The organism is Nocardioides lacusdianchii, assembly GCF_020102855.1.
In the GTDB taxonomy this organism is placed as follows: domain Bacteria; phylum Actinomycetota; class Actinomycetes; order Propionibacteriales; family Nocardioidaceae; genus Nocardioides; species Nocardioides lacusdianchii.
On record NZ_JADHZD010000005.1, the window covers coordinates 320,350 to 345,171 of the forward strand.

Annotated in this window: 23 protein-coding genes; 16 read left to right on the forward strand and 7 right to left on the reverse strand. The window is 73.5% G+C overall.

What is annotated here, in order from left to right; translation table 11 throughout:
- The first annotated feature begins 16 nt into the window (after positions 1–16).
- From IRX98_RS10005 to IRX98_RS10050, 9 genes are all read left to right on the forward strand, one after another.
- Positions 17–1,210 carry an allantoate amidohydrolase gene (locus IRX98_RS10005; protein ID WP_224276309.1) on the forward strand — a complete coding sequence of 398 codons (1,194 nt, stop codon included), beginning with the start codon at positions 17–19 and terminating at the stop codon, positions 1,208–1,210.
- Positions 1,207–2,520: a formimidoylglutamate deiminase gene (locus IRX98_RS10010; RefSeq protein WP_224276311.1), complete on the forward strand. Its 1,314-nt coding sequence runs from the start codon at positions 1,207–1,209 to the stop codon at positions 2,518–2,520. Before IRX98_RS10005 ends, IRX98_RS10010 begins: the two co-directional genes overlap by 4 nt.
- Positions 2,517–3,686: an imidazolonepropionase gene (gene hutI, locus IRX98_RS10015; RefSeq protein ID WP_224276313.1), complete on the forward strand. Its 1,170-nt coding sequence runs from the start codon at positions 2,517–2,519 to the stop codon at positions 3,684–3,686. Before IRX98_RS10010 ends, hutI begins: the two co-directional genes overlap by 4 nt.
- 448 nt (positions 3,687–4,134) lie before the next feature.
- On the forward strand, positions 4,135–7,056 hold the full coding sequence (locus IRX98_RS23450) for a helix-turn-helix transcriptional regulator (protein ID WP_308044625.1): 2,922 nt from the start codon (positions 4,135–4,137) through the stop codon (positions 7,054–7,056).
- 96 nt (positions 7,057–7,152) lie between these two features.
- Positions 7,153–8,241 carry a hypothetical protein gene (locus IRX98_RS10030; protein ID WP_224276315.1) on the forward strand — a complete coding sequence of 363 codons (1,089 nt, stop codon included), beginning with the start codon at positions 7,153–7,155 and terminating at the stop codon, positions 8,239–8,241.
- A 38-nt stretch (positions 8,242–8,279) separates the two neighbouring features.
- Complete coding sequence (locus IRX98_RS10035; RefSeq protein ID WP_224276317.1) at positions 8,280–9,035, forward strand: sucrase ferredoxin; 756 nt, start codon at positions 8,280–8,282, stop codon at positions 9,033–9,035.
- 104 nt (positions 9,036–9,139) lie between these two features.
- Positions 9,140–9,400 carry a hypothetical protein gene (locus IRX98_RS10040; protein ID WP_224276319.1) on the forward strand — a complete coding sequence of 87 codons (261 nt, stop codon included), beginning with the start codon at positions 9,140–9,142 and terminating at the stop codon, positions 9,398–9,400.
- A 68-nt stretch (positions 9,401–9,468) separates the two neighbouring features.
- The gene (locus IRX98_RS10045) at positions 9,469–10,524 is read left to right on the forward strand and encodes a cupin domain-containing protein (protein ID WP_308044630.1); all 1,056 of its coding nucleotides are present in this window, start codon (positions 9,469–9,471) and stop codon (positions 10,522–10,524) included.
- The gene (locus IRX98_RS10050; RefSeq protein ID WP_224276321.1) at positions 10,521–11,411 is read left to right on the forward strand and encodes a ferredoxin family protein; all 891 of its coding nucleotides are present in this window, start codon (positions 10,521–10,523) and stop codon (positions 11,409–11,411) included. Before IRX98_RS10045 ends, IRX98_RS10050 begins: the two co-directional genes overlap by 4 nt.
- Positions 11,412–11,446: 35 nt before the next feature.
- Here IRX98_RS10050 and IRX98_RS10055 read toward each other — a convergent pair whose 3' ends face one another.
- The 3 genes from IRX98_RS10055 to IRX98_RS10065 form a co-directional block, all read right to left on the reverse strand.
- Positions 11,447–12,430 (reverse strand): hypothetical protein, encoded by a 984-nt coding sequence (locus IRX98_RS10055; protein ID WP_224276323.1) that lies wholly within the window; start codon positions 12,428–12,430, stop codon positions 11,447–11,449.
- Positions 12,427–12,726 carry a hypothetical protein gene (locus IRX98_RS10060; protein WP_224276325.1) on the reverse strand — a complete coding sequence of 100 codons (300 nt, stop codon included), beginning with the start codon at positions 12,724–12,726 and terminating at the stop codon, positions 12,427–12,429. Before IRX98_RS10060 ends, IRX98_RS10055 begins: the two co-directional genes overlap by 4 nt.
- A gap of 64 nt (positions 12,727–12,790) precedes the next feature.
- Positions 12,791–13,573, reverse strand: a complete 783-nt coding sequence (locus tag IRX98_RS10065; protein ID WP_224276328.1) for a DEAD/DEAH box helicase family protein — start codon at positions 13,571–13,573, stop codon at positions 12,791–12,793.
- A 95-nt stretch (positions 13,574–13,668) separates the two neighbouring features.
- Between IRX98_RS10065 and IRX98_RS10070 the strand changes: the two genes are divergently transcribed.
- Entirely contained in the window at positions 13,669–14,199 is a 531-nt protein-coding gene (locus IRX98_RS10070; protein ID WP_224276330.1) for a hypothetical protein, read from the forward strand.
- On the opposite strand, the gene IRX98_RS10075 is transcribed toward IRX98_RS10070, so the two are convergent.
- Entirely contained in the window at positions 14,186–15,400 is a 1,215-nt protein-coding gene (locus IRX98_RS10075) for an MFS transporter (protein WP_224276332.1), read from the reverse strand. The two genes, IRX98_RS10070 and IRX98_RS10075, sit on opposite strands and share 14 nt — an antisense overlap.
- Before the next feature lie 121 nt (positions 15,401–15,521).
- Positions 15,522–16,364, reverse strand: coding sequence for an aldo/keto reductase (locus IRX98_RS10080; protein ID WP_224276334.1), 843 nt, complete (start codon positions 16,362–16,364; stop codon positions 15,522–15,524).
- Positions 16,365–16,437: 73 nt separating this feature from the next.
- On the opposite strand from IRX98_RS10080, the gene IRX98_RS10085 reads away from it, so the two are divergent.
- Positions 16,438–18,378 carry a M3 family metallopeptidase gene (locus tag IRX98_RS10085; RefSeq protein ID WP_224276336.1) on the forward strand — a complete coding sequence of 647 codons (1,941 nt, stop codon included), beginning with the start codon at positions 16,438–16,440 and terminating at the stop codon, positions 18,376–18,378.
- A 71-nt stretch (positions 18,379–18,449) separates the two neighbouring features.
- Here the strand turns inward: IRX98_RS10085 and IRX98_RS10090 are convergent, their stop codons facing one another.
- Positions 18,450–19,160, reverse strand: a complete 711-nt coding sequence (locus IRX98_RS10090) for an SGNH/GDSL hydrolase family protein (RefSeq protein ID WP_224276338.1) — start codon at positions 19,158–19,160, stop codon at positions 18,450–18,452.
- A 128-nt stretch (positions 19,161–19,288) separates the two neighbouring features.
- Between IRX98_RS10090 and IRX98_RS10095 the strand changes: the two genes are divergently transcribed.
- Positions 19,289–20,089: a GNAT family N-acetyltransferase gene (locus tag IRX98_RS10095; RefSeq protein ID WP_224276340.1), complete on the forward strand. Its 801-nt coding sequence runs from the start codon at positions 19,289–19,291 to the stop codon at positions 20,087–20,089.
- Between the two features lie 7 nt (positions 20,090–20,096).
- On the opposite strand, the gene IRX98_RS10100 is transcribed toward IRX98_RS10095, so the two are convergent.
- The gene (locus tag IRX98_RS10100; protein ID WP_224276342.1) at positions 20,097–20,387 is read right to left on the reverse strand and encodes a Dabb family protein; all 291 of its coding nucleotides are present in this window, start codon (positions 20,385–20,387) and stop codon (positions 20,097–20,099) included.
- 186 nt (positions 20,388–20,573) lie between these two features.
- Between IRX98_RS10100 and dnaK the strand changes: the two genes are divergently transcribed.
- The 4 genes from dnaK to IRX98_RS10120 are packed head-to-tail and all read left to right on the forward strand — an operon-like array spanning position 20,574 to position 24,754.
- Positions 20,574–22,451, forward strand: a complete 1,878-nt coding sequence (gene dnaK / locus IRX98_RS10105) for a molecular chaperone DnaK (protein WP_224276344.1) — start codon at positions 20,574–20,576, stop codon at positions 22,449–22,451.
- Positions 22,448–23,122 carry a nucleotide exchange factor GrpE gene (grpE, locus tag IRX98_RS22630; protein ID WP_224276346.1) on the forward strand — a complete coding sequence of 225 codons (675 nt, stop codon included), beginning with the start codon at positions 22,448–22,450 and terminating at the stop codon, positions 23,120–23,122. The genes dnaK and grpE overlap by 4 nt, the downstream gene beginning before the upstream one ends.
- A gap of 43 nt (positions 23,123–23,165) precedes the next feature.
- Positions 23,166–24,341, forward strand: coding sequence for a molecular chaperone DnaJ (dnaJ, locus tag IRX98_RS10115; RefSeq protein WP_224276348.1), 1,176 nt, complete (start codon positions 23,166–23,168; stop codon positions 24,339–24,341).
- The gene (locus tag IRX98_RS10120; RefSeq protein ID WP_224276350.1) at positions 24,338–24,754 is read left to right on the forward strand and encodes a heat shock protein transcriptional repressor HspR; all 417 of its coding nucleotides are present in this window, start codon (positions 24,338–24,340) and stop codon (positions 24,752–24,754) included. The genes dnaJ and IRX98_RS10120 overlap by 4 nt, the downstream gene beginning before the upstream one ends.
- Positions 24,755–24,822 lie beyond the last annotated feature (68 nt).

Below are 24,822 nucleotides of genomic sequence, written 5' to 3' on the forward strand. Positions count from 1 at the left end.
ACGATGGACTGGCGGCATGGGCTTCGAGCAGATGTGGCGTGACCTGGCGCCGGTCGGGCGATCGGCCGCGTCCGGTGGCTACTTCCGCCAGCCCTGGGCCTCGGCCGAGTCCGAGCTCCGCAGCTGGTTCGCGGAGGAGTGCGCCGCGCGCGGGCTGACCGTCGAGACTGACGGCATCGGCAACCAGGTCGCCTGGTGGACGCCCGGCTCCGCGACCGGGAAGGGCGTGCTGACCGGCTCGCACCTCGACTCCGTCCTCGACGGCGGGGCGTACGACGGTCCGCTGGGCGTCGTCTCCGCGCTCGCCGCGGTCGACACGATGCGCGGGCGTGACTTCGCGCCGGGCCGGCCGATCGGGATAGGGGTCTTCGTCGAGGAGGAGGGCTCGCGCTTCGGCCGCGCCTGCCTCGGCTCGCGCCTCGTCACCGGCGCGACGACGTGGGACGAGGCACGCGAGCTGCGCGACCGGGACGGGGTCTTCCTCGCCGACGCCGTCGAGGCCGCCGGGCTCGACCCGTCGACCGGGCTGCTCTCCCTGGAGAGGGTCGGCACCTTCGTCGAGCTCCACGTCGAGCAGGGCCGCGACCTCGTCGACCGCGACGTCGCGGTCGGGCTGGCCAGCGAGATCTGGCCGCACGGGCGCTGGCGCTTCGACTTCGCCGGCCAGGCCAACCACGCGGGCACGACCCGCATGGAGGACCGCCACGACCCGATGCTGACCTACGCGATGACCGCCCTCGCCGCCAACAAGCAGGCCCGGCTCGCCGGCCAGCGCGCGACCTTCGGCCGGATCTCGGTCGAGCCCAACGGCACCAACTCCGTCCCCTCGCTCGTCACCGCCTGGCTCGACGCCCGCGCCTCCTCCGACGACGCGCTGGCCGATATGGTCGACGCCGTCGGACGTCAGGCGCAGGACCGTGCCGGTCGCGACGGCACCTCGCTCACCGTCACCGCGGAGTCGGTCTCCGGCTCGGTCGCCTTCGACCCGGACCTCGCCGCGCGGCTGGACGGGCTCGGCGACTGGCCCGTGATCCCGACGCAGGCCGGGCACGATGCCGGCATCCTGTCCGACGCCGGCATCCCCACCGCGATGGTCTTCGTGCGCAACCCCACGGGCGTCTCGCACTCACCCGACGAGCACGCCGAGACCACCGACTGCCTGGCCGGCGTCGAGGCGCTCGCCGACGTGCTCGAGGAGCTCGCCCGGTGACGGCGTACCTCCTCGAACGCGCCTGGCTCGGCGACCGCTTCGCCGACGACGTGCTCGTCGAGGTCGAGGACGGCCGCTTCACCTCCGTCACGCCCGACAGCGACCCGCCGCGCGCGATCCCGGTCCGCGGCCTGGTCGTCCCCGGCCTCGCCAACACCCACAGCCACGCCTTCCACCGGGCGCTGCGCGGACGCACCCAGCGCGAGCGCGGCTCCTTCTGGACCTGGCGCGACCAGATGTACGCCGTCGCCGCTCGGCTCGACCCCGACACCTACCTCGCCCTCGCGCTCGCGACCTACCGCGAGATGGCCGCCGCCGGGATCACGTGCGTCGGGGAGTTCCACTACCTCCACCACCAGCCCGACGGCACGCCCCACGCCCACCCGAACGAGATGGGGCTCGCGCTCGTGCACGCGGCCCGCGAGGCCGGCATCCGGCTCACCCTGCTCGACACGCTCTACCTCTCGTCCGGCTTCGGCGCGCCGCCCGAGGGCGCGCAGGTGCGCTACAGCGACGGGACGGTCGAGGCATGGCTGGAGCGCGTCGACGGGCTGGTCGTCGAGCCCCACGCCCGCGTCGGCGCGGCCGTCCACTCGGTGCGGGCCGTCCCGCGCGAGGCGCTCGACGCGGTCGCGGGCTGGGTCGGCGACCGCCCCCTGCACGCCCACGTCTCCGAGCAGGTCGCTGAGAACGACGCCTGCCTCGAGGCGTACGGCGTCACCCCGACGCGGCTGCTCGCCGACCACGGCCTCCTGCGCCCGACGACGTCGCTGGTCCACGCCACCCACCTGAGCGACGACGACATCGCGCTGATCGGCGGGGCCGGGGCGTACGCCGCCTTCTGCCCGACCACCGAGCGCGACCTCGGCGACGGCATCGGGCCCTCACGCCGGCTCCACGACGTCGGCGCCCGGCTGACCCTCGGCAGCGACAGCCACGCCGTGGTCGACCCCTTCGAGGAGATGCGCGCCGTCGAGCTCGACGAGCGGCTCGCGACCCAGCAGCGGGGTCACTGGGCCGCCGCCGAGCTGCTCACTGCGGCGACCACCGACGGCCACGCCTCGCTCGGCTGGGACGACGCCGGAGCGATCGCCGTCGGCCGCCGCGCCGACCTCGTCGTCATCGACCCGGCCAGCCCGCGCACCGCCGGCACCGGGCGCGACGAGAACGCCGTCGTCTTCGCCGCCTCCGCCGAGGACGTACGCCGCGTCATGGCCGACGGTCGCTGGATCGTCGAGGACGGCGACCGCGCCGCGATCGGGCGCGAGCTCGACGGGGCCATCGGGAGGATCTGGGAGGGTCAGGCATGACCACGACAGTGATCACCGGCATCGGCGAGCTGGTCACCAACGACCCGGCGCGCACGGAGCAGGGCGGCCTGCTCGGGCTCGTCCACGACGCCGCCGTCGTCGTCGAGGGCAGCCGCATCGCCTGGGTCGGTCCGGCCGCCGAGGCGCCGGCCGCGGACGTGCACGTCGACGCCGGCGGCCGGGCCGTCATCCCGGGCTTCGTCGACTCGCACAGCCACCTCGTCTTCGCCGGCGACCGGTCGGGCGAGTTCGAGGCCCGGATGACCGGCGAGCCCTACTCCGCCGGCGGCATCCGCACCACCGTCGCCGCCACCCGCGCCGCCAGCGACGAGCAGCTGACCTCCCACGTCGCGCGCCTCGTCGCCGAGATGCGCGCGCAGGGCACGACCACCGTCGAGATCAAGAGCGGCTACGGGCTCTCGGTCCACGACGAGGCACGCAGCCTCGCGGTGGCGCGGCAGTTCACCGACGAGACGACCTTCCTCGGCGCCCACGTCGTCCCCAGCGGAATAACCCCCGAGGACTACGTCGACCTCGTCACCGGCCCCATGCTCGCGGCCGCGGCACCGCACGCCCGGTGGATCGACGTGTTCTGCGAGGACGGCGCCTTCGACGTCGACCAGGCACGCACCATCCTGGCCGCGGGGTCCGACAGCGGCCTGCGCGGACGGCTCCACGCCAACCAGCTGACGTACGGCGGCGGCGTGCGGCTCGCCTGCGAGCTCAGCCTGGTCGCGGTCGACCACTGCACCTTCCTGTCCGACCTCGACGTCGAGTCCCTCAGCGACTCAGGCACGATCGCCACGCTCCTGCCGGGCGTGGAGTTCTCCACCCGCCAGCCCTATCCCGACGCGCGTCGCCTCCTCGACGCAGGCGTACGGGTCGCGCTGGCCAGCGACTGCAACCCCGGCTCCTGCTTCACCTCGTCGATGGCGCTGTGCATCGCGCTGGCCGTGCGCGAGATGCGGATGAGTCCCGCCGAGGCGCTGCACGCGGCCACCGCGACGGGCGCGGGGGCCCTCGGCCGCGACGACGTCGGCGTGCTCGCCCCCGGAAAGGCCGCCGACCTCGTCCTGCTGGACGCTCCGTCCCACGTCCACCTCGCCTACCGCCCCGGCGTGCCCCTCGTCGCCGGGGTCTGGCAGGCCGGTCGCCCGGTCGTCTGACTATCGGGGGTCGAGTTGGCGGGGTAGTCCAGTGACTTGTGGCTGCTGAGGAGGCCGCCTGACGACCATCGGTCACTGGACTACCCGCAGCCGCCAGCCAGAACTCACTGGACTACGACCCCGCGGGCTACCTCAGGCCCCTGCCGTACGCCGCCGCGCGCCGATCTGAGGTAGCCAGCCACCCACGGATAGGGCACCCGCCCGATGTTCCTGCCTACCTCACGGACGGACTCTCTCCTCACGGCCCGCAAAGGGCCGACCGAGAAGAGGAGAAGGACATGTTCACCACCGACAGCTTCCTGGGTGCCGAGATCGCCTACCGCCAGGACAAGGTGCGCCAGGACTACGGCGTACGCCGCTGGACGCGGGCCCGCGCCACCGACACCCGGAAGTGACCCGCACCGCGATCGACCCGCGGGTGTCGGACGGAGGCGACACAATGTCGTCCGTGCCGGCCCTGCGGACCACCGATCTCATCGGACGCGATGCCGAGCTGGAGCAGCTGAGTGCCCAGCTCGGCATCCGTGCGTCCGGAGCCGGGGCGTCGGTGCGCGCCATGCTCGTCGCCGGTGACGCCGGTGTGGGCAAGACCCGGCTGATCATGGCGCTGCGCGACACCGCGCTCGAGGCCGGCTGGCAGGTCGTCGCCGGCCACTGCCTCGACCTCGCCGACAGCTCCTTGCCCTACCTCCCCTTCTCCGAGGTCCTCGGCCGGGTCATGGCCGACCAGCCCGACGTCGCCGGCCGGGTGCTCGACCGCCACCCGACGCTCGCGCGCCTCCAGCCGGGCCGTCGCATCCGCAGCAGCGAGACCGCGTCGGGCGACCAGGCCCTCGACCGCGGCAACGTCTACGACGCGTTCGGCGACCTCCTCTCCGCCGTCGCCGAGCAGGCGCCGGTGCTCGTGGTCGTCGAGGACGCCCACTGGGCCGACGAGTCGACCCGCGACATGCTGAGCTTCCTCTTCTCCCGCCCGGTCCCGGGCGTCTCGCTCGTCGTGTCCTACCGCTCCGACGACCTCCACCGCCGCCACCCGCTTCGGCGCCAGGTGGCGGAGTGGATGCGCCTGCACGGCGTCGACCGGCTCCCGCTCGACCCGCTCGCCGACGACGACGTACGCCGTCTCGTCCGCGCGCTGCGCCCGGGCACGCTGTCGGAGGCCGAATACGTCTCGATCGTGGACCGGGCCGAGGGCAACCCCTTCTTCGTCGAGGAGCTCGTCGGCGCGGCCGGCTCGGGCCAGGTGCCGGGCGAGCTCGCCGACGTGCTGCTGGTGCACCTCGACCGGCTCGACGAGGTGACCCGTCGCGTGGTGCGCATCGTGTCCGTGGCCGGGCGCCAGGTGAGCCACGGCCTGCTCGCTGCCGTCTCCGACCTGGGCTCCGAGGAGCTGGAGGGCGCGCTGCGCACGGCCGTGGAGGCCAACGTCCTCGCCGCCTCCCGCGGCGGCACCTATGCCTTCCGCCACGCGCTGCTCGGCGAGGCTGTCTACGACGACCTGCTGCCCGGCGAGCGGGTGCGGCTGCACGCCGACTTCGTCTCGGCGCTGGGGGAGGGGCGTGCGGTCGGCACGGCCGCCGAGCTGGCCCAGCACGCCCGTCGCGCCGACGACCGTCCCGTGGCGGTCCGCGCGTCGGTCGAGGCCGGCGAGGAGGCGCTCGCGGTCGGCGGCCCGTCGGAGGCGGCCACCCACTTCCTCGACGCGCTCGAGCTCATCGACACGTCCCGCACGCCTGTGTCCGACCTCGACCCGCTCGCGCTCGTACGCCGCTGCGCGGAGGCACTGGTCGCCGCCGGTCGGGTGCCGAAGGCGGTCAAGGTGCTGCGGGCGCGGCTGGCCGCGATGCCGGCCGACGCCTCCGACGTCGACCGCGGCCAGCTGCTGACGGCGCTGGCCTCGGCCCTGCTCCTCACCGACACGACCGAGTCCCCGGGCGAGACCGCGGCGGAGGCTGTCGGGCTGCTGCGCGACGGGCCGCCGAGGTTGCTCGCGCGGGCGCTCTTCGTGCACGCCGAGACCCTCGGCAACTGGCACGCCGACGAGGCGCGCGCGGCCGCGCTCGAGGCGCTCGAGATCGCCGAGCGCAACGACCTCACCAGCCTCGCCGTCGAGCTCCACACCACGCTGGCCGGCCTCGACCCGGCGGGCGGGGCGGACCCCGGTGTCGGGTGGCGGGCCGCCGCGGACCGTGCCCGTGCGGCCGGCCTGATCGAGCCCGAGCTGCGCGCCCTCTACTTCCTCGGCCGCCTCCACCAGGACCGCGGCGACCTCGGCGCGGCCGGCGACGTCTACCGCGAGGTGCTCGAGCGCAGCGAGGTCGGCGGGCTCACCTGGTCGCCCTACCCCGCGGAGGCGCGGCTGCTGCTCGCCGTCGCGCTGACCCACCAGGGCCGGCTCGGCAAGGCGTGGTGGACCCTCGACGTCAGCGGGCAGGACCCGCCGATGGTCTACGAGTGGATGTACTTCGCCCACCAGGTCCTCATCCAGTTCGGGCTGCGCGGCGGCCCCCACAGCGACAACGCGCTCCAGCGGCTGCGCGAGCACTGGGGCACCGACGGCATCACGGCGATCACCGCCGGCACCGCCGAGGTCCTGCGGGCCGCCGCGGCCGACGACCCGGCGACCGCGCTGGCGGTCTACGACGACGTGGTCGCGAGCGTCGTACCTCTCTGGCACGAGTGGTTCCAGGCGCGGCTGCGGCTCGCGACCCTGGTCGTCGGCGCCTTCGCGGGCGCCGCCGCGCACCTGTCCGCCGACGAGCGCGCGGCCTGCGCCGCCGACGTGGACCGGCTGATGTCCGACGGCGGCCGGGTGATCGACTTCTACTCCCCCTACGAGGCCAGCCGCGGCCCGGAGTACCGCATGTGGGTGGCCCGACGGGCTGCGGAGCACCTCCGCTGGCGGTGGCTCGCGCAGCTCGACCCGCCGTCGGCCGACGAGCTCGTGTCGGCCTGGCGCCACGCGGAGGAGACGGCCGTGGCGTTCGGCAGCGTGCCCGAGCTCGCGCAGGCTCGGGTGCGGCTGGCGGGCGTGCTGCGTGCCACCGGCGACGCAACGGGCGCCCGCGCCGCGGCCGACCTGGCTCGCGAGGCGGCGCACGCGATGAAGGCGGAGCCCCTGCTCGCCGAGCTGCTCGCGCAGGGATCGGCGCCGGCCCCGGCGCCGGGAGCGCCGGCCGCGGTGCTCACCCCGCGTGAGGCAGAGATCCTCGCCCTCGTCGCGGAGGGACGCAGCAACGGTGAGATCGGCAAGCAGCTCTTCATCAGCACCAAGACCGTCTCGGTCCACGTCTCCAACATCCTGGCCAAGCTCGACGCCGCGTCACGGACCGAGGCGGCGGCCGTCGCCCGGCGCCGTGGGCTGCTCTGAGTCCGGCGGGGAGGCGCCGGCGTTTGCCGACCACCCCCGCCGGGTAGGCAGGAGCCAGCCCAGCAGCACCAGCCACACCAGCAACGGAGCCACCACATGAGCGCAGGTCGTCGTCTCGCCACCGCACTGGCAGCAGCGGCGGTGATCGTCTCGCCGACGCTCGTCGTGGCCGGCCCTGCCGGGGCCGTACCTTCCACTCCCTCTGTCGAGGGCCGGACCCCCGACTCCGGGGTGTCGACGCGTGACGTGCAGCCGCTCGCCCCGCCGGCCCCGCTGGTGCGCTCGACCCCGGACTCCGCCCGGGCGGTCGCCGCCAAGGCGGCCCGCCGCCCGCTCTTCGCCTTCTGGGGCAGGAAGTACAACCGCCTCGACGGCTTCGGCTTCACGACCGCGGTGCGCGGCTCCGGCACCGGGATCCAGCTGCAGGCCGCCTGGAAGACCTACCGCGGCGTGAAGCCGATCCTGCCGAAGAAGGTCTTCGTCCAGGCCAGGGTCGACGGCGGGAAGTGGACCCGCGTCTCGGGGGCCCGCGGCAAGATCGGCCGCACGCTCGTCACCGCCCGCATCCCCGCCCACGTCGTCCCCGCCGGTGTCGTCGCGCAGAACGTCGACTACCGCCTCAAGACCAAGAAGATCACGAAGGGGCCGAGGAAGGCGCGGCGCAGCGTCGCCTCCGACCGGGTGACCGTCCGCTTCGAGAACCAGGCGATGTACACCGGCGAGCAGGCCCGCTTCTACGCCCCCATCGCCAACCTCTGCCCGAACGCCAGCGTCACCATCGACACGACCGGCATCACCGAGGACCACACCGGCGTCTTCGACTGGCAGTACGGCATCACGATCGACGCCGCGACCCTCGCCACGCTCACCCGGGAGCCGGAGGTCAGCAAGCTCGGCATCTCGATCCACGAGTGCGCGCACGCCAAGCAGTTCTACAACTGGGGCGGCACCAACCAGGACTGGAGCACGCTCGTGGCCCGCTCCGCCGAGGTGTTCGTGGCCGACAACAACCCCGACCCCAACGTGGCGACCGTCCCGATGGCGCCCGAGTGGTCCCCGCTCGAGCACGCCGCCGACTGCGCCAAGGAGCTCATCTCCCCCGAGCGCTACCGGACCTACGGCGGCTACTGCAACGCCGCCGAGTACGCCGCTGCAGGCCTGCTCTGGCAGAACCAGAGGTACTGACCCCCGGCGAGGAGCACCGGTCGGCCAGACTGCACGCCATGTCTGACTTCCGGTGCTCCTTCGCCAGCGTCGACGACGGCGAGCCGATCGTCGGCACCGCGCCGACCGATCCCGAGATCCTCCTCGTGGAGTGCCCGGGGCCGTGGGGGCGCGACGCGGTGGCCGACAACCGCCTGCCGGAGGTCGTCCGCACCCACCTGGCCGGGCTCGACCTGAAGGTCTTCCTGCTGCGCCGCTACGACGGCAGCGCCGGGCCCGGCACGCACGTCTTCCACGCCCGCGCCACCCCCGAGGGCTACGACGTCGGCGCCACGGTGCTCGATCGGCCCGAGGACCTCCTCGACCTCGACCTGCGCACCCTGCCGGCGTACGCCGACCCGCTGTGGCTGGTGTGCACCAACGGCAAGCGCGACCGCTGCTGCGCCGAGCTCGGACGCCCGGTCGCGGGCCTGCTGGCCGAGGAGTGGCCAGACGGCACCTGGGAGACCACGCACCTCGGCGGCCACCGGTTCTCCGGGACCCTGCTGGCGCTGCCCAGCGGCCTCACGCTCGGGCGCCTCGACACCTCCAACGTCCTGGCCGCGTGCGAGGCCGTGGCGCGGGGCGAGGTGCCGGCCGAGGTGACCCGCGGTCGTGCCGGACGACCGGGCGTCGAGCAGGCGCGCGAGCTCCACGTGCTCTCCGGCGGCGACCCGGACGACGAGCTGGTGGCCGTCCCGGGACCCGTACGCCGCCAGTCGTGCGGTGACGACAAGGTCAAGGCGACCACGCGCTTCGAGGTGCGTACGCCCTGAGCGGAGCCTTCCTCCGCCCGGAGGGGTGTGGGACGGTGGTCGCGCCGCCGCCCACACTGGCGGAGCGCCGACGGACCGCCCGCCGGACCTGACGAGGAGGATCCATGACGTCGACTCCTGACAACCCGCTCAACGACGACGAGATGACCACCGAGGGCGTCGACCCGACGGGTGTCCCGGCCGCGCCGGGCACCGACGCCGACGGCACCGACGCCGACGCGACCGACGGCGACAGCACCGACGCCACCGACGGTGACTCGACGGACGCCGACGGCACCGACGCCGATGCCACGGACGGCGACAGCACCGACGCCACCGACGGTGACTCGACCGACGCCGACGGCACCGACGGGACCGCGCTCTGAGCGCTCTCGACCGCCTGACCGGCGACGCCCGGACCTTCATCGACAAGGTCTGGGCGTCGTCGGTCCACGTGCACCGCACCGACCCGGCGTACGGCGCGAGCGTCCTGTCGCTCGCCGACGTCGACCACCTCCTCACCGAGACCGCGATCCGCGCCCCGGCCGTCCGGGTGGCCCGCAACGGCTCGGTGCTGCCGGAGTCGGCGTTCACCCGGGGCGGCAGCCTCGCCGGCAAGCCGCTGACCGGGCTGGTGGACCCGGTGAAGCTGATGCGCCTCCACGACGAGGGCGCCACGATCGTGCTCCAGGGACTGCAGCGCTACTGGACCCCCGTCGCGGACCTGGTGGCCGAGCTCGAGCTGGAGCTGGGGCACCCCTGCCAGGCCAACGCCTACCTCACCCCGGCCGGGGCGCAGGGCTTCGCCGTGCACTCCGACTCCCACGACGTCTTCGTGCTCCAGACCCACGGCACCAAGCTGTGGGAGATCCACGGCGAGGGCGGGCCGGGTGACCTCCTCCTCGAGCCCGGCGTCGCCGCCTACCTCCCCACCGGCACCCCCCACGCCGCCCGCGCGCAGGAGGCGGTGTCGCTGCACCTCACCATCGGCATCAACCAGCTCACCTGGCGCAGCCTGCTGACCCGCGAGGTCGGCCTGCTGCTCGCCGAGGTGCCCGACGCGCACCTGCCGGCCGGCTACCTCGACGACCCCGTCCGGCTCTCGGAGGAGCTGGCCGGACACGTCACCGCGCTCGCCGACGCCGTACGCCGACTCGACGCGCCCGCCGTGGCCGACGACCAGGTCGTGCGCTTCCTCTCCCAGCGCCCACCGCGCATGGCCGGGGCGCTGCTCGACCGCGAGGCGCTCGCCCGGGATGACGGCCTGGCCGCCGACACGGCGCTGCGCCGCCGCCCGGGTCACCCGTGCCGGATCGTCGACGACGGCGACACGCTGCGCCTGCTGCTCGGCGACCGGGTGCTGCGTGTCCCGGCGCGGATCCGCGAGGCGCTCGGGGTCGTGGCCGGCCGCACCGAGCTCACGCCCGCCGACCTCCCGCTCGATCCCGCGAGCGCCCTGGTGCTGAGCCGGCGGCTGGTGCGGGAGGGCCTGCTCGAGGTCGTGCGGTGACCGGCTTCCGCTGCGCTGCCGCCAGCCTGGAGCGCGCCGACGACCTCGCCGGCACCGCCTCGACCGTGCGCAGCTTCCTCCTCGTCGAGCACGCCGGTCCGTGGGGCGCCGACGCCCTGCGCGACGCCCGCCTCCCCGACGGCCTCGGTGCGCACCTGGCCGACTCGGGCCGCCGCGCCGGAGTGCGGGTCCTGCTCGTCCGGCGCCCCGGTCGGCGAGCCGACGACGCCGAGGGCACCCGCGTCTTCGCGGCGCGGGCCGCCGGCGCGGACTCGTGGCTCGCGAGCGCGGTGCTCGACCGGGTCGACGATGTCGCCGACCTCGACCTCGCAGTCCTTCGCGAGGGTCCGCCGGCCGGGCTCGATCCCCACCCGGGGCCGGTCCTCGCGGTCTGCACCCACGGCCGCCACGACGCCTGCTGCGCCGAGCGCGGCCGACCCGTCGCCCTGGCGCTCGCCGCGAGCCGCCACGCCGAGGCGACGTGGGAGTGCTCGCACATCGGCGGCGACCGCTTCGCCGGAAACCTGCTGGTGCTGCCGCGCGGCCACTACTACGGCCGCGTCGACCCGGCCTCGGCGATCGAGGTCGCCGACGCCGTCGCGGACGGCCGGGTCGAGCTCGACCACCTGCGCGGACGCTCCGACGTCGCGATGCCGGTGCAGGCCGCCGAGATCGACGTACGCCGCCGGCTCGGCCTCACCGGGCTCGACGACGTCCAGCCCACGTCGGCGCGCACCGAGTCCGACCTCACCACCGTGTCGCTCGAGGCAGCCGGACGTCCGGTCCGGGTGCGGGTGCGTCGCCTGCTGGGCGACCCGGGGCGGCTGACCTGCGGCGCGGTGCGCGACAACCCGGTGCCGCGCTTCGAGGTCGAGCCGGCGGACTGAGGGACCGGACGGGCGGCACGCCCCAGCCGCGGGGCCTAGCCCAGCCGGCCCTTGAGGTCGGCGGGCTGGGCGACGATCCGGGGGCGGCCGTCCTCGGCCGCGTCGAGGTCGCGGGCAGCGCGGTTGGCCTGGGCCTGCTCGCGCTCGGCCACCGCCTCGGCCTCGCGGGCCTCGACGCGCGCCTCGGTGAGCTCGCGGTGCAGCGCCGCGACCTTCTCGGCCTGTGCCTGGATCTCCGCGGACGGGCGCTCGGCCAGCACCAGCTCCTCGAGGTCGCCGAGGGCCGCCTGCTCGCGGCGCTTGAGCACCTCGACCGTGTGGCGGGCGGCCTCGGCGGCGTCACCGGCCTGGACGGCCTCCATCGCCTCCTCGGCGGCCTCGCGCCGCAGCTCGCCGAACTCCACGCGGCGGTGGTGGGCGGCGACCGCCTTGGCGCCGTCCTTGTCGGGGTGGACACCGGCGTGGTCGGCGAGTGCCTTGACCAGCTCGCGGGTGGCCGCCCGGCGGGCGTCGCGCAGCTCGACCTTGGCGTCGAAGCACTGCTGGTAGGCCTTCCAGTCACGCTCCCACGCGTCGGCCTCCTTCTGCGGGGCGTCGCCCGGGAGGGTCTCGACCGGCGGCCAGATGCGGTGCTCGCGGACCTCGAGGCCGGCCGACACGGCGTAGGCGCGCAGCTGCTCGAGACCGTCGCGGTGCCGGCGCAGCACGTCGGAGTAGGCGTTGATCGCCCGGCCGAGGCCTCGCAGGTCGTCGCGGACGCCGACCGCCTCCTCGTGGCGGTGGCCGGCGCGGGTGCGGAGCATGTCGGCCGCCTCGCCGGAGAACACGTCCTCCGACAGCGAGGCGGTGCGCTCGAAGGCCTCGGCCGCGGCCTCGACCTTGCTCCCGACGCGTCGGACGGAGTCGCCGTAGGCGTCGACGGCGTCGGGCTCGATCCAGTGGTAGTGGCAGCCGATCGGGTCGCCGAAGCGCAGCCCGTCCTGCTGGGCCTCGATGCGGTCGACGACGACCTTCGTCACGGCTTCACCTGCTCGAGCCGGGCGGCGACCTGGGCAGCCTCGCCGACCATGAGGTCGAGCTCGTCGAAGTCGAGGACCGAGTCGTCGATCGCGCCGGCGATGGTGCGGCACCGCCGGGCGACCTGCTCGGCGTCCTCGACGAGGCTGCGTACGCCCTCGACGAGGAGGTCACGCCACGGGAAGTCGTCCGCGGGGTGGTCGACGTCGGCGAGCGCGGCCCGCAGGTCCTCACGGGCGGAGTCGAGCTCCTCCCGGGCGCCGCGCAGCGCCCGCTGGTTGATCGCGATCGGCCTCATGGCGGTCTTCTGCCCCGGTGGACGGGGTCGAAACCAGAAGTGGTGAAACTGTGAACGACGTCCCTCAGACGTGCCCGGAGAGCTGGGCCAGCCGCAGCTCGAGGCGCCCGAGCAGGTCGGCGCACGCCTTGTCCGGCATGGCCGACTTCCGCCCGCCGCCCTGCGCGCAGACCGGCAGCACGTCGATGGACAGCTTGGCCCCGCCGGCGAGGGCGCGCAGCTCGTCGAGCTTGTCGCCGAAGGGCGACCCGCTGCCGGGGGAGTAGTAGTGCACGGCCGCGTCCACGTCGTCGGCGAACAGGTCGGCCTTGGTCACCGCGACGACCAGCCACGTCGGCCGTTCGCGGCGCACCGCCATGCTGGCGATGCGGTGGGCGGTGATCGACCAGTCCTCGAGCTCGGCGGCCAGCTGCTCCTCGCGGGTGGCGACCCCGGCGCCGCTGGTCCCGCCCGTGCGCCGCGGGGTGGCGTGCCCGTTGGCGACCACGTGCAGCACGCCGTCGACCGGCTCGTCGTGGAAGACCTCGTCGAGCGCGCCCAGGCGGGTGGCGGCGTTCTCGCCCGGCACCACGCGGAACCGGTAGCCGCGCAGCCGCGCTGCGCGACGCGTACGCCGCTCCATGACGGCCGAGCCGACGTCGTGCCCGCCCTCGGCGCTCGCGCGGCGGGAGAGCCGGTCGGCGAGACGGGTCTTGCCGACGCCGGTCATCCCGGTCACCGCCACGGTCGGGTAGCGGTGTCGCAGGAGGCGGGAGGCGCGCTCGGGTGCCTGGGACAGCGCGGCCAGGGCACCCCCGGCGAGGGTGGTGCCGATGGCTGCCTTGCCGTGTCGCAACGGTGACTGCATGGGTCCATCCTGCCCGGTGGTGCCCCGCTGGTTGGCCTTGCCACCGGCTGTCCCGGACAATGGCGGTGCTCCCACCCCGCGGTCGAAAGGTCTCCATGGACACCGAGAAGCGTCCCGTCCTGACCGGGCTCCTCGCCCTGGTCGGCGTCGCCGTGGTCATCGGGCTGCTGGGCGGGCTCGCCGTGATGGTCGGCGTCCAGGCCACCGGCATCGGTGGCACGTCGAGCGCGAGCTCCGGTGAGGAGGCGCCCGCGACCTTCAACCTGCCCCGTCCGAGCGACACCGGCACCACGGCGCCCGCGCCGGAGGAGCCGGTCGAGCCGACCGAGGGGGAGCCGACGTCGGAGGCGCCGGTCGAGGCGCTCTCGCTGACCACCAGCCGGCAGTCGGTGAGCCCGATGCAGCAGATCGACCTGACCGGGACCTACCAGTCGGGCGAGGGCGCGATCCTGCAGGTGCAGCGCCTCGAGGACGGCGCGTGGATCGACTTCCCGGTGACCGTGTCGGTCAGCGGCGGCAGCTTCGCGACGTACGTCCTGACCGGCCGCACGGGGCCCAACCAGTTCCGCGTCGTCGACACCGACTCCGAGGTCGTGTCCAACGAGGTCACCGTCACGGTCGGCTGACCGCAGCCTCCCGGTCGCGGTCCACGCGACGGGTCCAGTGGCCCACCCACCCGGTCCCGGCCACGCCCAGCGCGCCCACCACGAGGCAGGCGGTGGCCAGCGGTGCGACCGCGGCGACGGCGCCCACCAGCAGCGGCCCGCCGGTGTTGCCGATGTCGCCGCACAGCCGCCACGCGCCGAGGAACTGCGAGCGGCCCTCGTCGGGCGAGGCGTCCGCGCCGAGCGTCATCACGATGCCGGAGCCGAGGCCGTTGCCGGCGGCGATCAACGCCATCACCAGCGCGACCCCGAGCGCCGAGGCGGCCAGCGGCAGCAGCAGGCACGCCACAGCCATCGACAGCACGACCGGGACGGCGACGACCATCCGGCCACGGGTGTCCATCAGCCAGCCGCCCGGCCACATGAAGGCGACGTCGAGCGCTGCGGCGCCGGCGAAGATCAGCGAGGTCGTGGACGCCGACAACCCGATGTGGTCGGCCCACAGCGGCAGCAGGCTCAGCCGCAGCGAGCGGCTCATCCCGAGGATGACCACCGCCGACCCGAGCGTGGCGAGCACCCGACGGTGCGCGGCGATGACCGTCCACACACCGAGGTGGCCGGCCGAGCGGGCGTGGGCACGCTTCTCCTCGCCCAGGTCGGGCATCGTGGCCGCGAGCAGGGAGGCGAGCACCGACATCACCGCGCCGAGCCAGAAGACGCTCGTGAGGTCGGTGAGCCGGATCAGCCCGGCGCCGATCAGCGGCCCGATGAGCACGCCGATGCGGTAGGAGCCACCCAGCAGCGACATCGCCCGCGCGCGGTGGGTCACCGGGACGACGTCGATCATGAAGCCCTGCCGCGCGATGAGGAACAGCGTCCAGCACACCCCGCTCAGCAGCACGCCGAGCGCGAGGCCCAGGACGGAGTCGGTGAGCGCAGCGAACGCCATCGCTCCCGCGTCGACGAAGCCGGCCGCCACCAGCGCGCGCCGCTCGCCGATCCGCGCGACCAGTGCCCCGGCGGGCAGGCTCGCCAGGAGCATGCCGACGCCGGTGAGCGCCACGATGAAGGCAGCCGTGCTGACGTCGGCGCCGAGGTCACGGGCCCGCAGCGCGAGCACCGGCATGATCGCGCCGTGCCCGATCGCGGAGACGATCGAGGGTCCGTACGCCACGAGCCAGATGTCGCGGAAGCGGAACTCCTGCTCGGTCCCCGAGGTCACCGGCCCATCCTCTCAACAGCCCGCACCGCTGGTTGAGGAGGTCGCGCAGCGACCGTCACGAAACCGGGTCTCGTGGCAGGCGCAGGGCGCCTTCCTCGACCAGCGGTGTGGCCGGTCTGGCTCAGGGGATCCAGTCGAAGGTGTCCGGGTTCGGGCCCGTACGCCCCTCCTCGCCGCGGTCGAGCTCGTCGATCGCCGACATGTGGGTCGGCTCCAGCTCGAAGTCGAAGATCTCGAAGTTCTGGCGCATCCGGTCGGCGTTCATCGACTTCGGGAAGACGATGTCGCCGCGCTGCACGTGCCAGCGCAGGGTCACCTGGGCAGGCGTACGCCCGACGAGCGAGGCGATCTCGCCGATCGTGTCGTCGTCCATGACCTTGCCCTTGGCGATGGGTGACCACGCCTCGGTGAGCACGCCGTGACGCTGGTTGGCCGCGCGCACGTCCTCGTTGGAGAAGAAGGGGTGCACCTCGACCTGGTTGACGACCGGCACCACACCGGTCTCCTCGACGATCCGGTCGAGGTGGGCGGGCTGGAAGTTCGAGACGCCGATCGAGCGGGTCTTGCCGGCCTCCTGGGCCTCGATGAGCGCCCGCCAGGTCTGCACGAAGTCGCCGTCGTACTGCGTCGGCAGCGGCCAGTGGATGAGGAACAGGTCGACCTGGTCGAGGCCGAGCTTCTCGAGCGAGGCGTCGATCTCACGACGCGCGTCGTCGGGGCGGTGGAAGGAGTTGTTGAGCTTGGTCGTGACGTAGAGGTCGTCGCGGGCCAGGCCGGAGGTCCGGATCGCCTCGCCGACGCCCGCCTCGTTGCCGTACATCTGGGCGGTGTCGATGTGGCGGTAGCCGGCCTCGAAGGCCTGGACCACCGTGGCTGCAGTGTCCTCCGGCGGGACCTGGAAGACGCCGAAGCCGAGCTGGGGGATGGACGTGCCGTCGGGGAGCGCGATGTTCGGAACAGTCATGTGGGTTCCTACAGCGGCGCGGCGCGAGGTATTCCGCACGACCACCCCGAGGGGGTCGTCATAGGCTCGCCCGGTGACCCACGACACCCATGCCCCGCCCGCGCCGATCGACCTCCCCGGGGCGGGTGACTGGCTCGGCTGGGTCGCCGCGCGCTGCGAGGGCCAGCTCGACGAGGCGCGGCGCCGGGTCGAGCAGGTCAAGGCCGCCTCCGGCGCGGCCGACGTGCTGAGCGCCTGGAACGCCGCCGAGACCGCCATCGGCAACGCCGGGTCGGTCGCGCTGTGGGCCGAGGTCCACCCCGACGCCGCGGTCCGCGACCGCGCCGACGAGCTGGGCCAGGAGGTGCAGAAGTACGTCACCGAGCTGGGCCTGGACCGCGACCTGTACGCCGTCTTCGCCGACCTCGCCGCCACGCCCGGGGCCGAGTCCCTCGACGCCGACGCCCGCCGGGTGCTCGACCACACGCTGCGCGACTTCCGCCGCACGGGCGTCGACCGCGACGAGGCCACCCGGGAGCGGCTGCGCGAGCTGAGCGAGCGCAGCGTGCTGCTCTCGCAGGACTTCGGCCGCCACATCCGCGACGACGTGCGCTCGGTGCGGCTCGCGCCCGAGCGGCTCGCCGGGCTGCCCGACGACTACCGCGCCGCCCACGCCGCGGACGACGACGGGCTGGTCACGATCACCACCGACTACCCCGACCTGGTGCCGTTCATGACCTTCGGCGCGGACGGCGCGGCCCGTCGCGACCTGTCGCTGGCGGCCAACAACGTCGCCTGGCCGGTCAACGACCAGGTGCTCCAGGACCTCTTCGCGGTGCGGCGCGAGACCGCCACCCTGCTCGGCCACGACTCGTGGCCCGACTACGACACCGAGGTCAAGATGATCGGCTCGGGCCGCGCCGTCGCCGACTTCATCGACCGCATCAGCGACGCAGCCCTCGAGCGCGCCGGCCGCGAGCTCGCGGTGCTGCTGGAGCGCAAGCGCCAGGACGAGCCGGACGCCGACACGGTGGAGACCTACGACTCGCGCTACTACTCCGAGCTCGTGCGCCGCGAGCAGTACGACGTCGACGGCCAGGTCGTGCGCACCTACTTCCCCTTCGAGCAGGTACGCCAGGGGCTCCTCGACGTCACCGGCCGGCTCTTCGGCCTCGAGTGGACCCCGGTCCCGCACGCCGAGGCCGGCACGTGGCACGACGACGTCGCGAGCTACGACGTCGGCCTCGACGGCGTACGGATCGGGCGCATCCACCTCGACCTCCACCCCCGCGAGGGCAAGTTCAAGCACGCCGCCCAGTTCGACATGGTGACCGGCATCGCCGGGCAGCAGCTGCCCGAGGGCGTGCTGGTCTGCAACTTCAGCCGCGGGCTGATGGAGCACGACGAGGTGGTGACGCTGTTCCACGAGTTCGGCCACCTCGTGCACCACGTGCTGGGCGGGCAGGGCGAGTGGGCGCGCTTCTCCGGCGTCGCCACCGAGTGGGACTTCGTCGAGGCGCCGAGCCAGATGCTCGAGGAGTGGGCCTGGGACGCAGGCGTCCTGGCCACCTTCGCCCGCAACGAGGCCGGCGAGACGATCCCGGCCGACCTGGTCGCGGCGATGCGCCGTGCCGACCACTTCGGCAAGGGCACCCACGCCGCGCAGCAGATGGCGTACGCCGCCAGGTCCTACTACTTCCACGCGGGACCGCACGACGACCTCACGGCCTACGGCGACGAGCTCCAGCGCCGCTACTCGGTCTTCCCGCCACTGGAGGGGGCGCACATGCACTGCGCCTTCGGCCACCTCGACGGCTACTCCTCGGGCTACTACACCTACATGTGGTCGCTGGTGATCGCGAAGGACCTCTTCAGCGCCTTCGACGAGGCCGACCTCTTCGCCCCCGAGGTGGCGCACGCCTACCGCGACAAGGTGCTCGCGATGGGTGGGCGCCGCGACGCCGCCGACCTGGTCGAGGACTTCCTCGGGCGCCCCTACTCCTTCGACGCCTGGGCGGCGTGGCTGGCGGAGTGAGACCCGCCGCTCCGATCGCTCGGTGGTCGAGTAGGTCGCGAGCGCCAGCGAGCGGCCCTATCGAGACCCGGTCAGCCGCGCAGGACCGCCGGCCGGGTGGGGTCGACGTCGGCGATCCGCTCGGCCACCGCGTCGCCGAACTCCTCGTGGCCGCCCTCGGTGAGGTGGAGCCGGTCGGCGAGGTAGTCGAGCTCGAGGTCGCTCGTGGCGACGTAGGGGACGCCGAAGGCCTCGGAGAGATCGGCGAGCAGCTCGTCGACGCGCGGCACCGCGTGGGCGCGGCTGGGAGCGGCTGCGGGTCCCACGACCACCACCGGGTGCCCGGCGAGGTCGGCCATCAGGTCCCGGAAGCCGCGCTCGATCGCCGCCGCCGGCTGGTTGAAGTCGTTGAGCCCACCCTCGACGACCACGAGCTGCGGCCGGGTGTCGAGAGCGGTGGAGGCGCGGTCGGCGAAGGACACGCGGCCGCACCCGCTCGCGCCGGCGCTGAAGCCGGACCCGGAGAAGCCCGCCACGTGCACCTCACCGGGCAGCTCCGCCGCCCAGGACCGGGCCGGGTCGTCCTGCCCGAGGCCGACCGACCACGAGTCGCCGATGACCAGGACCGGCTCGCCGTCCCCGGTCACGATGGCGGCGCGCTCGCGGGCGTCGGCGCGGTGCTGCTGGCAGCGGCCCATGCCGGCACCGGCGCGGTCGGCGACGTAGAACGCCATCAGGGCAGCGAACAGCACGGCGATGGCTGAGGCGCCGACGACCCGGCGCAGGTTCCCCCGATGGAGCACAGGAGAAGTGTGCGGCCTCCGACCGCGATCGCGAAGCGGAAACGACCCTGAACTTCCCCTGGTCCGGGCATCGGGCCCCGCGACAAACCGGGGGCGGGGGCGGTCGGCGGGCGCCTAGGCTGCGCGCCATGACGAGCGACGGCCTCCTGGCGGCGTACGACGAGCAGCTGCGCACCGATGCCGAGATGGCCCGCGCCCACGAGGTCGTCGAGGACGGCCCGCTGCTGTGGGCGGTGTTCGAGCACGGCGGCTTCGTGTCCTACCGCGACCTCGGCGGGCTGGAGGGGGCCGCGCTCGACGACGCGATCGCCCGCACGGTCGCGCACTTCCGCGACGACACCGACGTCGCGTCCTTCGAGTGGAAGTCGCGCGGCCACGACCTGCCCGCCGACCTCGGCGAGCGCCTCGTCGCCCACGGCCTGGTCCCGGAGCCGGTCGAGACCGTGATGATCGGCGAGGCCGCTCTGCTCGCGGTCGACGTGCCCCTCGACGACAACCCCGCGGGTCCCGTCGTCGTACGCCGCATCGAGCCCGGCGCCGACGCGGTCGACGACCTGACGCGCATGCTCGCCGCGCAGGAGTCGGTCTTCGGTGGCGGGCGCGGCCCGTCGATCGCCTCGTCGATGCGCGAGCTGGAGCGCGGGAGCTCGGAGTTCTGGATCGCCGAGGTCGGCGACCGGGTGGTGTGCGGTGGCCGGCTGACGCCGGTGGAGGGCACGGAGTTCGCGGGGATCTGGGGCGGGTCGACGCTCCCGGAGTTCCGCGGGCGCGGGATCTACCGCGCGCTCGTCGCCGCGCGGGCCCGCTCCGCCATCGAGCGCGGCGTGCGCCTGGTCCACTCCGACTGCACCGACATGTCGCGCCCGATCCTCGAGCGGTCGGGGCTGCGCGCCGTCACCACCACGACGCCGTACGTCTGGACCCGCTGAGACGGGCTCAGAGCGGCGTGTAGTCGATCTCCTGGAAGTCGGCGACCTCGGGCACCCACCGGTCGGCGACGAACGCCGCGTGCACCGGGTGCTCGTTGTAGCCGTCGTAGGCCGACCGGTCGGCGAACTCCATCGAGAAGCCGAAGGTGAAGTCGCTCTTGGTGCTGGTCTGGCGCAGCTGCTCGTACGCCTCCACGCCGGGGATGTCGGCCAGCGCGCGGGCGGCGGCCAGGAAGTCGGCCTCCTCCGCGGAGCCGGGGGCGTGGTGGAGCCGGAAGGCGACGGTGTGCCGGATCATGCCTGCGAGCCTAGGGCGATCCACCTCACACGGAACTGACGTCCGGATCGGGGAACATCCGGCGCCGCCCTGCGTTGAGATCTATGAACAGAGTTGAGTGAGATCGACTCAAGTGTTTTGCCACTCCGGCCTCAGTTGGGCAGGATGGCTCTCATCCGCAGGATCCAACGCAGGAGGTAAACCCCCATGGCTCGAGCCGTCGGCATCGACCTCGGCACGACGAACTCCGTCGTGGCCGTCCTCGAAGGTGGAGAACCCACCGTCATCGCCAACGCCGAAGGTGCCCGGACCACCCCGTCCGTCGTGGCCTTCACCAAGTCCGGCGAGGTGCTCGTCGGAGAGGTCGCCAAGCGTCAGGCGGTCACCAACGTCGACCGCACCATCCGGTCCGTCAAGCGCCACATGGGCGAGGACTGGAAGGTCGACATCGACGACAAGACCTTCACCCCCCAGCAGATCAGCGCGTTCGTGCTGCAGAAGCTCAAGCGCGACGCCGAGGCCTACCTCGGCGAGACCGTGACCGACGCGGTCATCACCGTGCCGGCGTACTTCTCCGACGCGCAGCGCCAGGCCACCAAGGAGGCGGGCGAGATCGCCGGCCTCAACGTGAGCCGCATCGTCAACGAGCCCACCGCCGCGGCGCTGGCCTACGGCCTCGACAAGGGCGAGGACCAGACCATCCTCGTCTTCGACCTCGGTGGCGGCACCTTCGACGTGTCCCTCCTCGAGATCGGCGAGGGCGTGGTCGAGGTCAAGGCCACCTCCGGTGACAACCACCTCGGTGGTGACGACTGGGACAACCGCGTCGTGGAGTGGATGGTCAAGAAGTTCAAGGACTCCAACGGCGTCGACCTCGCGGCCGACAAGATCGCCAAGCAGCGCCTCCAGGAGGCCGCGGAGAAGGCGAAGATCGAGCTCTCCTCCTCGAGCGAGACCACGGTCCACCTGCCCTACATCACCCACGGCGAGTCCGGCCCCCTCCACTTCGAGGAGAAGCTGACCCGCAGCGAGTTCCAGAAGCTCACCGCCGACCTGCTCGAGCGCACCAAGGCGCCGTTCAAGAACGTGCTCAAGGACGGCGGCGTCGCGATCGACAAGATCGACCACGTCGTGCTCGTCGGTGGCTCCACCCGGATGCCCGCCGTCAGCGAGGTCGTCACCGAGCTCCTCGGCGGCAAGCAGCCCAACAAGGGCGTCAACCCCGACGAGGTCGTCGCCGTCGGCGCCGCGCTCCAGGCCGGTGTGCTCAAGGGCGAGGTCAAGGACGTGCTCCTGCTCGACGTGACCCCGCTGTCGCTGGGCATCGAGACCAAGGGCGGCGTGATGACCACCCTCATCGAGCGCAACACCACCATCCCCACCAAGCGGTCGGAGATCTTCACCACCGCCGACGACAACCAGCCGTCGGTGGAGATCAAGGTCGCGCAGGGTGAGCGGCAGATGTGGTCGCAGAACCAGCCCCTCGGCAACTTCGAGCTGACCGGCCTCCCGCCGGCCCCGCGCGGCGTGCCGAAGATCGAGGTCACCTTCGACATCGACGCCAACGGCATCGTGCACGTCTCGGCCAAGGACCAGGCGTCCGGCCGCGAGCAGTCGATGACCATCTCCGGTGGCTCGGCGCTCGGCAAGGACGAGATCGACCGCATGGTCAAGGAGGCCGAGCAGTACGCCGAGGAGGACGCCAAGCGTCGCGAGGCCGTCGAGGCCCGCAACCAGGGCGACCAGCTCGTCTACACGACCGAGAAGTTCCTCACCGACAACGGCGAGAAGCTGCCCGACGACGTGAAGACCGAGGTCCAGGCCGACGTCGACGCGCTGAAGGCCGAGCTGGCCCGCGAGGACGCCTCGTCCGAGGAGATCACCGCGGCCGTCACGAAGCTCAACGAGTCCAGCCAGAAGATGGGCGCGGCGATGTACGCCGCCGCGGAGGCCGACCAGGCCGCTGCGGGTGGTGCCACCGGCGCGACGGGCGAGTCCGACGACGACGTCGTGGACGCCGAGATCGTCGACGAGCCCGCCGAGGGCACCGACGGCACCGACAGCACCGAGGGTGAGTCCAAGTGACCCATCGCCCCGACGAGCCCGGCCAGGGCCCCGAGGCGCACGACCTCCCGGAGGGGGAGCCCACCGCGGCTCCCTCTCCGGAGGGCTCCGGCTTCGGTGACGTCGCCGGGCAGGCGCCGTCGCAGACCGAGGTCGAGGAGAAGGTCGCCGGCGACGCCGTCGCGGGCGACGCCCCCGGCACCGCCGAGGAGCGTCCGGTCGACCCCGACGCCGACGTCGACACCGAGGAGGACGAGCTGGCCGCCATGAAGGGGTCGCTCGCCGACCTCACCAACGACCTGCAGCGCCTCCAGGCCGAGTACGCCAACTACCGCAAGCGCGTGGACCGCGACCGCCAGCTGGTGGCCGAGGCCGCTGCCTTCAAGGCGCTCACGCCGGTCGTCGAGGTGCTCGACACCATCGACCGGGCCCGCGAGCACGGCGAGCTGGACGGCGGCTTCAAGGCCGTCGCGGACCAGCTCGAGCGGGTGGTGGCGAGCGCAGGACTGGTCCGCTTCGGCGAGCCCGGTGACGCGTTCGACCCGACGCTGCACGAGGCGCTCAGCCACCTCGGCGCCGACCCGGACGTGGAGGTGACGACCGTCAAGCACGTCGCCAAGGGCGGCTACCGGATGGGCGAGCGCGTCGTCCGCGCCGCGCAGGTGCTGGTCGTCGACCCGGCCGACGCCTGACCCGTCCCACGCATGACCGAGCTGTTCGAGAGGGGGTTCACCCGTGGCTGACAACGAAGGCTTCCGCAACGACTGGGCGACCAAGGACTTCTACCAGGTCCTCGGCGTCAAGAAGGACGCGTCGTCCGCCGACGTCAAGAAGGCCTACCGCAAGTTGGCCCGGGAGAACCACCCCGACTCCAACCCCGGCGACGACGCCAAGCACGAGAAGTTCAAGGCCGTCGCCGAGGCGTACGACGTCGTGGGTGACGAGGCCAAGCGCGCCAAGTACGACGAGTTCCGCTCGCTGCAGTCACGCGGCGGCTTCGGCCCCGGCATGGGCGGCGGTGGCTTCGGCGGTGGTGGCGGTGGCGGCTTCAGCATGGACGACCTGCTGCGCGACCGCGCGTCGGGCGGGCTGGGCGACATGTTCGGCGACCTCTTCGGAGGCGGCCAGCGCACCCGTACGCAGCAGCAGCCGCGGGCGCGGCGCGGCGCCGACGTCGAGAGCACCGCGACGATCGGCTTCACCGATGCCCTCGACGGCGTCACGGTCTCGCTGCGCCTCACCTCCGACACCGCCTGCGCCACCTGCCAGGGCACCGGCGGCAAGCCGGGCACCCGGCCGCACATCTGTCCCGAGTGCGAGGGCGCCGGCTTCGTGGTGGCCGGCACGGGCGGGGCGTTCTCGATCAACGAGACCTGCCCGGCCTGCGGCGGGCGCCAGCTCGTCTACGACGAGGCGTGCCCCACGTGCCACGGCAGCGGTCGCGGCACCTCGGCCCGCTCGATCCAGGCCCGCATCCCCGCCGGCGTCAAGGACGGCGCCCGCATCCGCCTCAAGGGCAAGGGTGCGCCGGGGGAGAACGGCGGACCGGCCGGTGACCTCTTCGTCACGGTGAAGGTCACCCCGCACCGCGTCTTCGGTCGCAAGGGCGACAACCTCACGCTCGACGTCCCGGTGTCCTTCGACGAGGCGGCGCTGGGCGGCGAGGTGAAGATCCCGACGCTGGGTGGCGCCCCCGTCACGCTGCGACTCCCGGCCGGCACCCCCAACGGGCGCACCTTCCGCGTCCGCGGCAAGGGGGCCACCCGTCGAGACGGCACCAAGGGCGACCTGCTGGCCACCGTCGAGGTGTGCGTGCCGTCGTCGCTCGACGACACTGCGCGCGAGGCCGTCGAGGCCTACCGTGCGGCCATGGCCGGAAAGCCGTTGCGCGAAGGACTCTTCGAGGCATGAGCGTCCCGTTCGGCTCGCCCCCGCCCGACGCCGCCGTCTACGTCATCAGCGTGGCGGCGGAGCTGACGGGGCTGCACCCGCAGACGCTGCGGGCCTACGAGCGGATGGGCCTGATCGCACCGGGCCGCACCGGGGGTGGCGGTCGTCGCTACTCCCACCGCGACCTCGAGCGCCTGCGCGAGATCGCCGACCTGACCAGCGCCGGCATCGGCATCGAGGGCGTACGCCGCATCATGGAGCTGGAGAACCAGCTCGACGCGCTGCGCGCCCGCAACGAGGAGCTCCTCGCCGAGCTCGACGCCGTACGCCGAGGGATGGCCGCGCGCGCCGCGATGCAGGCTCCGGCCAACAAGCTCCCGGTGCTGCACCAGTCCGTCGGCCAGTCGGTCGTGGTCTGGCGCCGGCCCCGCTGAGACACCCCGCTGGGCGACCTCGCTGTCCCGCGGTGTCGGTGCCGGGGACTAGGGTCGCCACGTGAGCG